This is a genomic window from Methylopila turkensis, assembly GCF_027922325.1.
In the GTDB taxonomy this organism is placed as follows: Bacteria; Pseudomonadota; Alphaproteobacteria; order Rhizobiales; family Methylopilaceae; genus Methylopila; species Methylopila turkensis.
The window spans coordinates 551,437-564,575 of the sequence record NZ_BSFL01000002.1 but is presented as its reverse complement, the minus strand read 5'-3'; the positions used below and the strand labels follow the sequence as shown (position 1 = coordinate 564,575).

At 69.8% G+C, this 13,139-nt stretch carries 15 protein-coding genes and 1 pseudogene; 10 read left to right on the top strand and 6 right to left on the bottom strand.

Translation table 11 applies throughout. From position 1 onward, the window contains the following. Nucleotides 1-53 precede the first annotated feature (53 nt). From zigA to PKE78_RS09365, 5 genes are all read left to right on the top strand, one after another. Entirely contained in the window at nucleotides 54-1,262 is a 1,209-nt protein-coding gene (gene zigA / locus PKE78_RS09385) for a zinc metallochaperone GTPase ZigA (RefSeq protein ID WP_271200606.1), read from the top strand. An 18-nt stretch (nucleotides 1,263-1,280) separates the two neighbouring features. Further along, the gene (locus PKE78_RS09380; protein ID WP_271200605.1) at nucleotides 1,281-1,553 is read left to right on the top strand and encodes a hypothetical protein; all 273 of its coding nucleotides are present in this window, start codon (nucleotides 1,281-1,283) and stop codon (nucleotides 1,551-1,553) included. Nucleotides 1,554-1,680: 127 nt separating this feature from the next. Beyond that, nucleotides 1,681-2,427, top strand: a complete 747-nt coding sequence (locus PKE78_RS09375) for a YebC/PmpR family DNA-binding transcriptional regulator (protein WP_271200604.1) — start codon at nucleotides 1,681-1,683, stop codon at nucleotides 2,425-2,427. A gap of 182 nt (nucleotides 2,428-2,609) precedes the next feature. After that, nucleotides 2,610-2,849, top strand: a complete 240-nt coding sequence (locus tag PKE78_RS09370; RefSeq protein WP_271200603.1) for a hypothetical protein — start codon at nucleotides 2,610-2,612, stop codon at nucleotides 2,847-2,849. Nucleotides 2,850-2,870: 21 nt separating this feature from the next. Further along, nucleotides 2,871-3,158, top strand: coding sequence for a hypothetical protein (locus PKE78_RS09365; RefSeq protein ID WP_271200602.1), 288 nt, complete (start codon nucleotides 2,871-2,873; stop codon nucleotides 3,156-3,158). Here the strand turns inward: PKE78_RS09365 and PKE78_RS09360 are convergent. After that, entirely contained in the window at nucleotides 3,155-3,358 is a 204-nt protein-coding gene (locus PKE78_RS09360; RefSeq protein WP_271200601.1) for a hypothetical protein, read from the bottom strand. The two genes, PKE78_RS09365 and PKE78_RS09360, sit on opposite strands and share 4 nt — an antisense overlap. A 247-nt stretch (nucleotides 3,359-3,605) precedes the next feature. After that, nucleotides 3,606-4,074: pseudogene (locus tag PKE78_RS09355) on the bottom strand (transposase); the annotation flags it as partial. Between the two features lie 117 nt (nucleotides 4,075-4,191). Here PKE78_RS09355 and PKE78_RS09350 point away from each other — a divergent pair. Continuing rightward, nucleotides 4,192-5,469 (top strand): Hsp70 family protein, encoded by a 1,278-nt coding sequence (locus PKE78_RS09350; protein ID WP_271200600.1) that lies wholly within the window; start codon nucleotides 4,192-4,194, stop codon nucleotides 5,467-5,469. 46 nt (nucleotides 5,470-5,515) lie between these two features. Then, nucleotides 5,516-6,568, top strand: a complete 1,053-nt coding sequence (locus tag PKE78_RS09345) for a ligase-associated DNA damage response exonuclease (protein WP_271200599.1) — start codon at nucleotides 5,516-5,518, stop codon at nucleotides 6,566-6,568. A 148-nt stretch (nucleotides 6,569-6,716) separates the two neighbouring features. Here the strand turns inward: PKE78_RS09345 and PKE78_RS09340 are convergent, their stop codons facing one another. Then, entirely contained in the window at nucleotides 6,717-7,013 is a 297-nt protein-coding gene (locus tag PKE78_RS09340; protein ID WP_271200598.1) for a GIY-YIG nuclease family protein, read from the bottom strand. A 221-nt stretch (nucleotides 7,014-7,234) separates the two neighbouring features. On the opposite strand from PKE78_RS09340, the gene PKE78_RS09335 reads away from it, so the two are divergent. Beyond that, entirely contained in the window at nucleotides 7,235-8,887 is a 1,653-nt protein-coding gene (locus PKE78_RS09335; protein ID WP_271200597.1) for a cisplatin damage response ATP-dependent DNA ligase, read from the top strand. A gap of 3 nt (nucleotides 8,888-8,890) precedes the next feature. On the opposite strand, the gene PKE78_RS09330 is transcribed toward PKE78_RS09335, so the two are convergent. Next, on the bottom strand, nucleotides 8,891-9,520 hold the full coding sequence (locus PKE78_RS09330) for a S24 family peptidase (RefSeq protein WP_271200596.1): 630 nt from the start codon (nucleotides 9,518-9,520) through the stop codon (nucleotides 8,891-8,893). A gap of 206 nt (nucleotides 9,521-9,726) precedes the next feature. Here PKE78_RS09330 and PKE78_RS09325 point away from each other — a divergent pair, with 206 nt between their 5' ends. Both PKE78_RS09325 and PKE78_RS09320 read left to right on the top strand, forming a co-directional pair. After that, nucleotides 9,727-10,092 (top strand): DUF952 domain-containing protein, encoded by a 366-nt coding sequence (locus tag PKE78_RS09325; RefSeq protein WP_271200595.1) that lies wholly within the window; start codon nucleotides 9,727-9,729, stop codon nucleotides 10,090-10,092. Further along, on the top strand, nucleotides 10,089-11,183 hold the full coding sequence (locus tag PKE78_RS09320) for a quinone-dependent dihydroorotate dehydrogenase (RefSeq protein WP_271200594.1): 1,095 nt from the start codon (nucleotides 10,089-10,091) through the stop codon (nucleotides 11,181-11,183). Before PKE78_RS09325 ends, PKE78_RS09320 begins: the two co-directional genes overlap by 4 nt. A 4-nt stretch (nucleotides 11,184-11,187) precedes the next feature. Here PKE78_RS09320 and PKE78_RS09315 read toward each other — a convergent pair whose 3' ends face one another. Beyond that, nucleotides 11,188-11,472, bottom strand: a complete 285-nt coding sequence (locus PKE78_RS09315) for a DUF6460 domain-containing protein (RefSeq protein WP_271200593.1) — start codon at nucleotides 11,470-11,472, stop codon at nucleotides 11,188-11,190. A 16-nt stretch (nucleotides 11,473-11,488) separates the two neighbouring features. Beyond that, complete coding sequence (locus PKE78_RS09310) at nucleotides 11,489-13,135, bottom strand: lysine--tRNA ligase (protein ID WP_271200592.1); 1,647 nt, start codon at nucleotides 13,133-13,135, stop codon at nucleotides 11,489-11,491. Nucleotides 13,136-13,139: the final 4 nt, after the last annotated feature.

Sequence of the window (13,139 nt, the reverse complement as noted above, 5' to 3'; positions counted from 1 at the left end):
CGGTCTCGTCTTGATATGTTATGTTATAACATTTAAACATGGATCGCGCCGCCATGCCCGACGCTCGCCTGCCCGTCACCGTGCTTTCCGGCTTCCTCGGCGCCGGCAAGACGACGCTCCTGAACCACATCCTCGCCAACCGCGAGGGCCGCCGGGTCGCGGTGATCGTCAACGACATGTCCGAGGTGAACATCGACGCCGACCTCGTGCGCGGCGGCTCGGATCTGTCGCGCTCCGAGGAGAAGCTGGTCGAGATGACCAACGGCTGCATCTGCTGCACGCTGCGCGACGATCTCCTGACCGAGGTGCGCCGCCTCGCGGAGGAAGGGCGCTTCGACCATCTGGTGATCGAATCCACCGGAATCTCCGAGCCGCTGCCGGTGGCCGCCACCTTTGACTTCCGCGACGAGGACGGCGTCTCGCTGTCGGACGTCGCCCGGCTCGACACGATGGTGACGGTGGTCGACGCCGCCAACCTGCTGAAGGACTACGGCAGCCGCGACTTCCTCGGCGACCGCGGCGAGACGGCGGGGGAGGGCGACGAGCGCAGGCTCGTCGACCTGCTGGTGGAGCAGATCGAGTTCGCCGACGTGGTGGTGCTGAACAAGGCGTCGGCCGTGGACGCCGCGACCCGCGCGAGCGTGCGCGGCGTCGTCCGCGCGCTGAACGGCGACGCCGAGATCGTCGACGCCGATTTCGGGCGCGTGGCGCTGTCGAAGATTCTCGGGACCGGGAGGTTCGACTTCGAGCGCGCCCGCCGCAACCCGATGTGGGCGAAGGAGCTGTTCGGTTTCCGCGACCACGTGCCCGAGACCGAGGAATACGGCGTGTCGAGCTTCGTGTTCCGCGCCCGCCGGCCGTTCCACCCCCAGCGGTTCGACGCGATCCTGAAGCGGACCTGGCCGGGGCTGGTGCGCGCCAAGGGGCATTTCTGGCTCGCGACGCGGCCGGACTGGGCCGGCGAGATGTCGCTCGCGGGCGCGATCTGCCGCACCGAGGGCGCGGGGACGTGGTGGGCCGCGGTCCCGCGCCGCGACTGGCCGGAGCACGAGGAATGGCGCGGCTGGCTCGGCGCGCGCTGGGCCGAGGGCTGGGGCGACCGCCGGCAGGAGCTCGTGTTCATCGGCGTGGGGCTCGACGAGGCGCCGCTCCGCGCCGCGCTGGAGGCCGCGCTCGTGGGCCGCGACGAGGCCGCGCCGGACTGGGCGGCCTATCCCGGCCTGCCCGATCCCTTCCCCCTCTGGCGCCGGGACGCGGCCTGAGCTTATCTCCCCTCCGTCATGCCGCTGTTCTTCAAAGCCAAGGTTGAAAATCCCGGCCGCGCCGAGGCCTCGCGCCGGGTCGCGGGGCTGGTGCGCGCCGCGCTCGCGCTCGGCGAGGACGACGCCGTGACGGTCAGCGAGATCGACTGCGGCGACCCCGCCTGCGGCGGCGCGGAGACGGTGGTGCTCGTCATGCGCGTCGGCCGGAAGACGCAAGCCGTGAAGCTTCTGAAGCCCACGGTCGAGGTCACGGCCGAGGATGTCGCCGGCGCCTTCGCGGCCGCCGGCTGACGGTCTTCCCTCAGGCGCGTGAGAATCATATAACGCCGCCCACCTCAGGGATTGGAGCGGCCGTCCGCCGGAGCGTCGCGCGAGCGCGGCGGCGGAGCGACGTTCCCGGAACGACGTCGGAGCGAACATGGCCGGGCATTCACAGTTCAAGAACATCATGCACCGCAAGGGCCGCCAGGACGCGGTGCGGGCCAAGCTGTTCTCGAAGCTCGGGCGCGAGATCACGGTGGCCGCCAAGGCCGGCCTGCCGGACCCGGCCATGAACCCGCGCCTCCGGCTCGCGGTCGCCGCCGCCAAGGCGCAGTCCATGCCGAAGGACAACATCCAGCGCGCCATCAACAAGGCGGCCGGCGGCGACGCCGACAATTACGAAGAGGTGCGCTACGAGGGCTACGGCCCCGGCGGCGTCGCCATCATCGTCGAGGCGCTGACCGACAACCGCAACCGCACCGCCGCCGCCGTGCGCTCCTACTTCACCAAGGCCGGCGGGGCGATGGGCGAAAGCGGCTCGGTCGGCTTCATGTTCAACCGCGTCGGCGAGATCGTCTATCCCGCCAAGGCCGGCTCCGCCGACGCGGTGCTGGAAGCCGCGATCGAGGCCGGCGCCGAGGACGTGGAGTCCGACGACGAGAACCACGTCGTCACCTGCGCCTTCGAGGACCTGAACGAGGTCTCCAAGGCGCTCGAGGCCGCGCTCGGCGAGGCCGAGAGCACCAAGATCGTGTGGCGGCCCTCGACCACCACCGCCCTCGACGAGGACAAGGCCGCCTCGCTGCTGAAGATGCTCGACGCCTTCGACGACGACGACGACGTCCAGAACGTCTGGGGTAACTACGAGATCTCCGACGAGATCATGGCGAAGATCGGGGGGTGAGGGCGCGGGGGCGGATGCCGCCCCCGGTTTTCAGCCTTGCTGCCCGTTATGCTCGGACTTGGACCCTCAGCATCCATCTTCCCGGGCGCGTCCGCGCCCGATGGATCCTCGGGTCAAGCCCGAGGATGACGAGGAAGCATGACGGCGCGTTTGCGGCGAGCGCTTCATCGAGCCCGCGGCCTATGGGGCTGACCCACCCACCCCAGCATGGACGCCGGTCGGCGGCGCTGGCGGAACGCGGCCCGCTCGACACGCGCGAGCTGTCTCACAGGGTCATGGCGGCGAAGGGCTTTGCGTCCGACAACGATCTGCGCAAGACGAGCGCGTTCAAGATCGTGCAGGCGCTGACGATGCAGGTGAAGCGGGGCGGTCTGCTCGCAGGGGAGAAGCGGAAAGGTGCTCGGGAGTGGCGGGCGACCTAAGCCGCCCGCCGAGGATGTTCGATGCTAGAGCTTGAGATCGACCACGAAGCGGTGACTGCGTTTTGGGATCGTATTACCCTTGAATTGGAGGAATTTGCTCCTCCGAGCCACGTCTCGCAGTTTCTGCTGGAAGTGGCGAGCCGTCTCCTCTTTGACAAACTCGCCAACAATCCTGTGGATGTTTTTGAGTTTGTCGCCCTCCCCGCAACGCGGGCAGGAAAACACACTCTCGGGTTTCGGATCAGTCGGGCCTTCGAGGCCGATCTTGCACTTGCCGCAAAGGACGGTCTTTTGATCCGCGCTCATTAGGCGGCCCTTCGCTTTTCAGCGGCGACCTGCCGACTTCCAACATGAGAACGCTCTTTCAAAACCTCATTAACGCGGCCGGGATTCGTGTCGAACGACGCGGCAATGCGGTTCTGAAATTCGCCATTCCAGTAGCGAAGCCAGACGGTTACAGCGTCGTCGAAGGTCAGTCGATATGAGGGTAGGCGTGCGGTTCCAGCCATGAAGGCCTCCTGGGTTGGAGGCCCCGCCAGAACTTGACAGCACAAGCGCTGTGCACGCAGGGTGCACCTGTTAAGGCGTCGCGCCGCAAGCCCGACAGGGCCCTTGCGGTTTCGGCACGGGCCCGGTCCGGGGGGTGATGACCCCCGGCCGGGTTTCCGTGCCGAATCGGACTCTGCGGAATTCAGTCCGTGAGTCAAGTTGTCGCACCGCTTCATCCCCCAGTCGACACACTACATCTTGTGGGTGTTACGCAGACGCCCGCTTCCAGTAGCCCGCCCGATTGCTGCTGACGCCGTGCGCAAGCCGCAGCCCGAGCGAGCGGAACGCCAGAGCGCCGTTGTCCATCCGGCGGTGATCTTCCTCCAACCCGCCTCGTGGGCGTACTGGCTGAGGTGGCGCGGCGAGACGTCGTGGTGCTGGCCGGTCACCATGTGGCGCAGGCGTGAGAAGTAGCTTTTGGCGCCGATTGGCGCACGCGCCGTCGAAGCTGAACGCCTCAGAGCGATTGATGCGCTTCACGGACCAGCCGGAGCGGGCGCATCCCAATGCGCGGCCTCGTCAGCGTGGATGACGGCGAGCCGATCCACGACACGCTTGGCGATTTCCAAGCCTTTGCTCTCCGCGCGCAGCGCACAAACGGGAGCGTGCGGCCTCCGCGCTCGCGCCGGGCTACGACGACGCGGCGCGTTCCGATCGGGCGCCTCGCTAGGCGGCGATAACGCGCTCCTCACCTGAGCCCGCCGCCCATAGCTGACCGGCCCCCCCCGGCATGGACGCCGGCCGGCGGGGCGGATAGAAGACGCGCCCTTCGTCCAGAGCCCCGACTTTTCCCATGACCGCCTGCGGCCTCGATTTCGGCACGTCCAACACCACGCTCGGGCTCGCCCGCGCCGAGGGAGCCGAAGCCTTGGGGGCCCAAGCCTTGGGGGCCGAGCTTGCGCGGCTCGAGGGCGAGGAGGTCACGCTGCCGAGCGCGATCTTCTTTGCGCCGACCGCCGCGGCCAAAGTCGGGCGCGCCGCCATGAGCGCCTATCTCGACGGCGAGCCCGGCCGGCTGATGCGCGGCCTCAAATCCGTGCTCGGGACCTCGCTGATCGACGAGGCGACCCAGGTCGGCCGCGACCGCGTGAAGTTCCGCGACGTGATCGCGAGCTACCTCGCGATCGTGAAGCGCCGCGCCGAGGCCGCGACCGGCGCGTCGCTCGACGCGGTCGTCCACGGCCGGCCGGTGCATTTCGTCGACGGCGACGACGAGGGCGACGCGCGCGCGGAAGCCACGCTGCGCGAGATCGCGCAGTCGGTCGGTTTTCGCGAGGTGTCGTTCCAGTACGAGCCGGTTGCGGCCGCGCTCGACTACGAGCGCAGCGTGGCGGCCGAGGAACTGGCGCTGATCGCCGACATCGGCGGCGGCACCTCGGACTTCACGGTGGTGCGGCTGTCGCCGGACCGGCGCGGCCGCGACGACCGGGCGGCCGACATCCTGGCGAACGACGGCGTGCGCGTCGGCGGCGTCGATTTCGACCGCCGCTTGAGCCTCGGCGAGGTCATGCCGCTGCTCGGCTTCCGCTCGCCGATGAAGCGCCGCGAGCTGGAGGCGCCGTCGAGCTGGTTCCACGAGCTCGCGACCTGGTCGAGCATCAACAAGCTCTACGACGGCCGCGTCGTGCGCCAGATCCGCGAGACGCGGCGCGAGGCGGCCCGGCCGGAGCTGCTCGACCGGCTGATCCGGGTGATCGAGAGCGAGGGCGGGCACGGGATCGCGGCCGAGGTCGAGGGCGCCAAGATCAGGCTGTCGGAGACGGAGGAGACCGCCGTGCCGCTCGGCTGGGCCGAGCCGAGGCTCGCCGCGGCGGTGCGGCGCGAGCGCTTCGTCGCCCACACCGGCGCGCTGACGGCGAAGATCACGGAGCGCATCGGCCGCTGCCTCGCGGCCGCCGGCGTCGGCCCGGAGCGGATCGACGCGGTGTTCCTCACCGGTGGCTCCACCCGCATCCCCCATGTGCGCGGCGCGATCCTGGGCGCCGTTCCGGCGGCGCGGCCGGTGGAGGGCGACGTGTTCGGCTCCGTCGGCCTCGGCCTCACGCTGGAGGCCGCGCGCCGCTACGGCTGAGCCGCCGTCTGTTTTCCGGCCGCGCGCGGCTTATCTGTCTCTGGGCATGCGCCCCGAAGACCTGCTCGTCCCCACCCCGCAAGGGCTCTACTGCCCGCCGGCCGACTGCCACATCGACCCGATGCGGCCGGTCGCCCGCGCGCTCGTCACCCACGGCCACGCCGACCACGCCCGGCCCGGCAACGACGCGGTGATGGCGACGCCGGAGACGCTCGCCATCATGGCGGCGCGCTACGGCGAAGCGTTCTGCGCCACGCGCCAGCCGGCGCCCTACGGAGCCCGGACGAAGATCGGCGACGTCACCGTCAGCTTCCACCCCGCCGGCCACGTGCTGGGGGCGGCGCAGATCCTGTTCGAGTGGAAAGGGTTCCGGGCCGTCGTCTCCGGCGACTACAAGCGGCAGGAAGATCCGACCGCGGCGCCGTTCGAGGTGGTCCCCTGCGACCTGTTCGTGAGCGAGGCGACCTTCGGGCTTCCGGTGTTCCGCCATCCCGACGCGAGCGACGAGGTCGCGAAGCTGATCGACAGCGTGGAGCTGTTCCCGGACCGAGCCCATCTCGTCGGGGCCTATTCGCTGGGCAAGGCGCAGCGGCTGATGAAGCTGCTGCGGCTCGCCGGCTGGGACCGGCCGATCCACCTCCACGGCGCCATGGTGCGGGTGACGGAGACCTACCGCGATCTCGGGATCGACCTGGGCGAGACCGTGCAGGTCAAGGCCGCCGACCGCAAGGAGCTCGCCGGCGCGATCGTGCTCTGCCCGCCCTCGGCGCTGCGCGAGCTTTGGGCGCGCAAGTTCCCGGATCCGGTGACGGTCGCGGCCTCAGGCTGGATGCGGGTGCGCGCGCGGGCGCGCCAGAAGGGCGTCGAGCTGCCGCTGGTCGTCTCCGACCACGCCGACTGGGACGACCTGCGCCGGACGATCCTCGACACCGGCGCGGGCGAGATCTGGGTCACCCACGGCGAGGAGGACGCGCTGGTGCACTGGTGCGGCACCTCCGGGCTGAAGGCGCGCCCGCTCAGGCTCGTCGGCTACGGCGACGAGGGCGAGGCGGACGAGCCGGCGGCGGAGGGTGGCGAGAGCGCTCATGCTCAAGCGTAAAGCACGCCGTCATGCCCCGGCTTGTCCGGGGCATCCAGCCCGCAACCGACCGCGCCGGCGCATCGCTTGCCCACCGCCGCGCGCGTTCGAAACCTGGATGCCCCGGACAAGCCGGGGCATGACGAGCTTGGTTCTGGGACTGGGGAGGTCAGAAGGACGCGATCGGGTCGAACAGATCGTTCCACGTCGGATTGTCGCGCTCAATCAGGTTGAGCTTCCAGTCCCTCGGCCAGTGCTTCAGTCGCTTTTCGCGATGGATCGCGGCTTCGGCTGTGGCGTGAATCTCGAAATAGACAAGTTTCGTGACGCCGTACCGAGCCGTGAAGCCGTCGACGACGTGCTCGCGATGCTGCCATGTCCGGCGCACCAGATTGCTGGTCACGCCGACATAGAGCGTGCCCATCCGGTCGCTGGCGAGGATGTAGACGAAGAACCGCCGTTCCATAGCGGCAACATCGCCGGGTCTTGGCGAGACGAAAAGACGCCGCCAGTATTTAGCGTTCGCCTCCAGCATAAAACGCGCCGTCAAGCCCCGGCTTGTCCAGGGCATCCAGCCCGTCGCGGCTCGCGCCGGCGCATCGCCCGCGGGCCGTCGCGCGCGTCCGAAATCTGGGTGCCCCGGACAAGCCGAGGCATGACGCGTTTCTTTCTGAAGGGCGCGACGCCATGAACCGCTTCGCCTTCCTGCTCGATCGCCTGTCCTACGAGCCGCGCCGCAACGCCAAGGTGCGGCTGATGTCGGACTATTTCCGCGAGACGCCGGACCCCGAGCGCGGCTGGGCGCTGGCCGCGATCACCGGCGCGCTGTCGTTCCGGCACGCCAAGGCCGGACTGATCCGCGGCCTGATCATGGAGCGCGCGGACCCCGAACTGTTCGCCATGTCCTACGACTACGTCGGCGACCTCGCCGAGACCGTCGCGCTGATGTGGCCCGGCGAAACGCGCGCCAACCGCGCGCCGCCGCTGTCCGAGATCGTCGAGGGGCTGACCTCGACCGCCAAGCTCGACCTGCCGAAGCGCCTGGCCCAGTGGCTCGACGCGCTGGACGAGACCGGGCGTTGGGCGCTGCTGAAGCTCATCACCGGCTCACTTCGTATCGGTGCCTCCGCCCGGCTCGCCAAGACGGCGGTCGCGGCGTTGGGCGAGGACATCAAGCCTGACGATGTCGAGCTGGTCTGGCCGGGGCTGGAGCCGCCCTACGACGCGCTGTTCGCCTGGGTCGAGGGCCGCGCCGAGCGCCCGAACGCCGAGGACCCCGCGCCGTTCCGCCCGCCGATGCTCGCGCATCCGCTGGAGGACGCCAATTTCCGGGCCTTCGACCCGGCGGAGTTTGCGGCGGAGTGGAAGTGGGACGGCATCCGCGTTCAGGCGTCCGCCGGCCGCGACGCGGACGGTCGCCACGTGGCGCGGCTGTGGAGCCGCTCCGGCGAGGACGTCTCGGCCGCGTTCCCCGACCTGCTCGACGCGCTGACCTTCGACGGCGCGATCGACGGCGAGCTCCTGATCCTGCGCGAGGGGCGGGTCCAAACCTTCAACGTCCTGCAGCAGCGGCTGAACCGCAAGGCGGTGACGCCGAAGCTGACCGCCGAGTTTCCCGCCCACATCCGCGCCTACGACCTGCTGTTCAACGGCGATGAGGACCTGCGCGGGCTGTCTTTCGTCGAGCGCCGCAAACGGCTGGAGGCCTTCGTGGCGCGCGCCGCATGCCCGCGCATGGACCTGTCCCCGCTGGTGCCGTTCGACGACTGGGACGGGCTCGCCGCCGCCCGCCTCGATCCAGCCGGCGCCGGCGCCGGCGCGGACGCGGCCGCCGTCGAGGGGCTGATGGTGAAGCGCCGCGACAGCCCCTACGTCGTCGGCCGGCCCAAGGGCCTGTGGTTCAAGTGGAAGCACGACCCGATGACGGTCGACGCCGTGCTGATGTACGCCCAGCGCGGCCACGGCCGGCGCTCGTCGTTCTATTCCGACTTCACCTTCGGGGTCTGGACCGAGGACGTCGAGGGCCCGCGGCTTACGCCCGTGGGCAAAGCCTATTTCGGCTTCACGGACGAGGAGCTGGTCGAGCTCGACCGGTTCGTGCGCAAGAACACCACCAACCGCTTCGGTCCGGTGCGCGAGGTGACGCACACCGAGGCGATCGGGCTGGTGCTGGAGATCGCCTTCGAAGGGATCGCGAAGTCGGCGCGCCACAAGTCCGGCGTCGCGATGCGGTTTCCGCGGGTCGCCCGCATCCGCTGGGACAAGCCGCCCCACGAGGCGGATCGGCTCGAAAGCCTCGAGAGGCTGATCGACGAACGCGAGGCCGCGGCGGGGAGTTGAGGCTTACTGGCTCGCCCAGACGACGCGGGCCATCCACGCCACCTGCGAGGCGGGGATCGTGCGGTCCGGGTGCGCGGGGTTGAGCGACCGCAGCTCGATCTGCTTGGCGGAGGTGCGGGCCAGCTCCTTGGCGAGCACCTCGCCCTCGGTCGTCCGCAGCACCACGCGGTCGCCGCGGCGGACGGGCGAGCCCGGCGCGACCAGCACGACGTCGCCGTCGCGGAAGACCGGGTCCATGCTGTCGCCCTGGATTTCGACGGCGTAGACCTGTTCGCGGTCGACGTCCGGAAACTCGATCTCGTCCCAGCCCTGGCCGGTCGGCAGGCCGGCGTCGTCGAAATAGCCGCCTTCGCCGGCCTGCGCGAGGCCGATCAGCGGGACGCGCTTGCGCTGCCGCGGCGCGCCGTCCGTCAGCAGCGTCATGAAGGCGTCGAGATCGGTCGTGGTGGCGTCGAGCGCTTTCGCGATCGATTCCGTGGACGGCCAACGCGGCCGGCCGTCACTCGCGATGCGTTTGGAACGGTTGAACGTGGTGGGGTCGAGCCCCGCTCTGCGCGCGAGGCCGGAGGCGGACAGCCCGTTCTTCGCGGCGAGCGCGTCGATCGCGGACCAGATCTGGCCGTGCCCGAGCATCCTGTCTCTCCCACCTTTCATGGCGAGCGGAACGCCGCTCCAATAGGAATTAGTACCTCATGGACGGCCTGTCCATGATTTTCTTGCTTTTCTTCACGCCTTGCATGGCGGGGCCGGCCGCTTTAGGCCTTCGGGCGCGCTTTCCAGTGTCAAACGCGCCGGATAGGTCTGCGTTCCGCGCTTCATGACAGTACGAGTTCGCCGCCATGCCCGCCCCAACGATCTACAAAATCGCGTCCGCGGACCTTTGGCGGGACGCTGAGCGGGTCGGGCGCTTCGACGGCGCGCCGGTCGATGTCGCGGACGGCTACATCCATTTTTCGACGGGTCCCCAAGCGCGCGAGACCGCCGCGAAGCATTTCGTCGGGCAGACGGATCTCGTGCTGGTCGCGGTCGACGCCGAGGCGCTCGGCCCGGCGTTGAAATGGGAGCCGTCGCGCGGCGGGGCTCTGTTCCCGCATCTCTACGCGCCGCTTCCGCTGTCGGCCGTGCTGTGGGTCGAGGAGCTGCCCCTCGGACCGGACGGCGCGCATGCGTTCCCGCCGGAGCTGTCGGCGGGAGAGGGCGCATGATCGGCCCGCTCTGGCCGCTCGCGCGGCTTGCGCTGCACGCGCTCGACGCCGAGACCGCCCACCGGGCCACGCTCGCCGCGCTCGAGCGGATGCCGCTCATGCGACCGCCGGCCTGCGATCCGCGTCTCGCGACGGAAGCGTTCGGGATGCTGTTTCCGAATCCCGTCGGCCTCGCCGCCGGCTTCGACAAGGACGCCAAGGCGCCGGACGCTCTGCTCAGCCTCGGCTTCGGCTTCGTGGAGATCGGCTCGGTCACGCCGAAGCCGCAGCCGGGCAATCCGCGCCCTCGGCTGTTCCGGCTCGGCGAGGACAAGGCGGTCGTCAACCGCATGGGGTTCAACAATGACGGCGCCGCGGCGGCGCTGGCGCGGCTCGAACGCCGCCGCGGCCGGCCGGGGATCGTCGGCGTCAATGTCGGCGCCAACAAGGACGCCGCCGACCGCGCCGCCGACTACGCGCAGGGCGTCGAAACCTTCGCGGAGGTGGCGTCCTTCTTCACGATCAACGTGTCGTCGCCCAACACGCCGGGCCTGCGCGACCTTCAGGCGCGCGCCGCGCTCGACGACCTTGTCGCCCGGGCGCTCGACGCGCGGAACGCGGCGGTGGCGCGCGGCGCGCGGCGGCGCCCGGTTCTGCTGAAGATCGCGCCCGATCTCGACCTGCACGGCCTCGACGACGTGGTCGAGGTCGCGTTCGGCCGGGGTCTCGACGGGCTTATTGTATCGAACACCACGCTCGACCGGCCGGCCACCCTGCGCTCGTCCGCGGCGAAGGAGGCGGGCGGCCTGTCCGGCGCGCCGCTGTTCCGCCGCGCGACCTGGATGCTGGCCGAGACCTTCCAGCGTGTGGAAGGCCGCATTCCGCTCGTCGGCGTCGGCGGCATCGCGTCCGGAGCCGACGCGGTCGCGAAGATCCGCGCCGGCGCGACGCTGATCGAGCTCTACAGCGCGCTGGTGTTCGAAGGCCCGGCGCTGATCGGGCGGATTCTCGCCGACCTGAACGAGGCGATCGCCGCCGAGGGCGCCGGATCGCTCGCTCCGCTCGTCGGCCGCGACGCCGCGGCGGTCGCGGCGGCGGGGCCGGAGGCGTGACGCGTCAGGTCCGGCCGGAGCCGATCTTGAGCACGCGCAGGATCAGCCATACCGGGATGACGACCGCCGCGCCGATGATCAGGTAGCGCAGCAGCGCCCTGAGCAGGTCGGCGCTGTTTGCGAGCAGATCGCGCACCACGTCGATCGCGTAGTCGAGCAGGCGGAAGACGTCGAGGTCGAGCTGGTCCAGCACCAGCCCGACGATCACGCACAGCAGCAGCAGGCGCAGCAGCACACCGAGCGGCGAACCGCCGAGGAAGCGCGAGACGCCTGACGAACCATAGGACATAGGTGTTCTCCCGCTCTCAGGCCGCCTGCGCCAGTTCGCCGGCGAGCGCGCGACGGATCAGGGCGCGCGTCTCGTCAACGCCATAGGCCGCGACGAAGGTTCCGAAGCGCGGGCCTTCCTTCTCGCCCAGCAGCAGCTCGTAGAGCGCGCTGAACCAGGCGAAGGAGACGCCGGGGCCGCCGTCCGGGCCCTTGCGCTTCTTGTCCTGATAGCGCTCGATCGGCCGCGCGACGTCGAGCACCACGTCCTGGATGGCCGCGGTGTCCGCGTCAGCGGGCAGGGCGGCGAGCCCCGAGTCGAGCTTCGCGAGCGCGTCCGCCTCCACCTCGTCGGCGAGGCGGAAGGCGCGGCGCGGCTTCACCCGGTCGATGAAGTAGCGCACGGCGTAGCCCGCCAGCCGGTCGAGATCGGGATGGGTCTCGGCGGTGACGCCCGGCGCGTAGCGCCGGATCATGCGCCACAGCACGGCCTTGTCCTCGGCGTTGGCGGCGGAGGCGAGCTTCAGCAGCAGTCCGAAGGACACCGGCATGTCGTTCGCCGGCGGCTTGCCGGAATGGATGTGCCACACCGGATTGCCGAGCCGGGTCTTCCAGTCCTGCGCCTCGTAGCGCGCGAGGAAGTTGTAATACTCGTCGACCGCCTTCGGAATGACGTCGAAGTGCAGCTTCTTCGCCGAGCGGGGCGACTGGAACATGTAGAGCGCGAGGCTCTCGGGGCTGGCGTAGGTCAGCCACTCGTCGATGGTGAGGCCGTTGCCCTTGGACTTTGAGATCTTCTGGCCGTTCTCGTCGAGGAACAGCTCATAGACGAAATGCTCGGGCGCGACGCCGCCCAGGATCTCGCAGATCCGGTCGTAGATCGGCGCGTTGGTCTGGTGGTCCTTGCCGAACATCTCGAAGTCGGCGTCGAGCGCGGCCCAGCGGGCGCCGAAATCCGGCTTCCACTGCAGTTTCACCTTGCCGCCGGTGACCGGCAGCGTCTTGTCCACGCCGTCCTCGTCCGTGAAGGTGATCGTCCCGTCCTTGGCATTCACCTCCTTCAGCGGCACGTAGAGCACGCGGCCCGAGACGGGCGAGATCGGCAGGAAGGGCGAATAGGTGGCGCGCCGCTCCTCGCCGAGCGTCGGCAGCATCACCTCCATGATGGCGTCGTAGCGCTCCGCCGCCCGCAGCAGCACGGCGTCGAGCTTGCCGGACGTGTAGTAGTCGGTGGCGGAGGCGAACTCGTAGTCGAAGCCGAAGGTGTCGAGGAACCGCCGCAGCATGGCGTTGTTGTGGTGGCCGAAGCTCGGATAGTCGCCGCCGAACGGGTTCGGCACCGAGGTCAGCGGCATCTGCAGATACGGCGTCAGCGCGGCCGGGTCCGGCACGTTCTCCGGCACCTTGCGCATGCCATCCATGTCGTCGGAGAAGCACAGCAGCCGGGTCGGAATCCTGTCCTCGGTCAGCGTGCGGAAGGCGTGCCGCACCATAGTGGTGCGGGCCACCTCGCCGAAGGTGCCGATGTGCGGCAGGCCGGACGGGCCATAGCCGGTCTCGAACAGCACCGGGCCGTCCTTGGGCTTGCGCTTCAGCCGCTCGACGATCTTGCGCGCCTCCTCGAACGGCCAGGCGGTCGATGCGAGCGCGGATTCGACAAGGGCGAATGCGTCAGGGACGGTCATGATG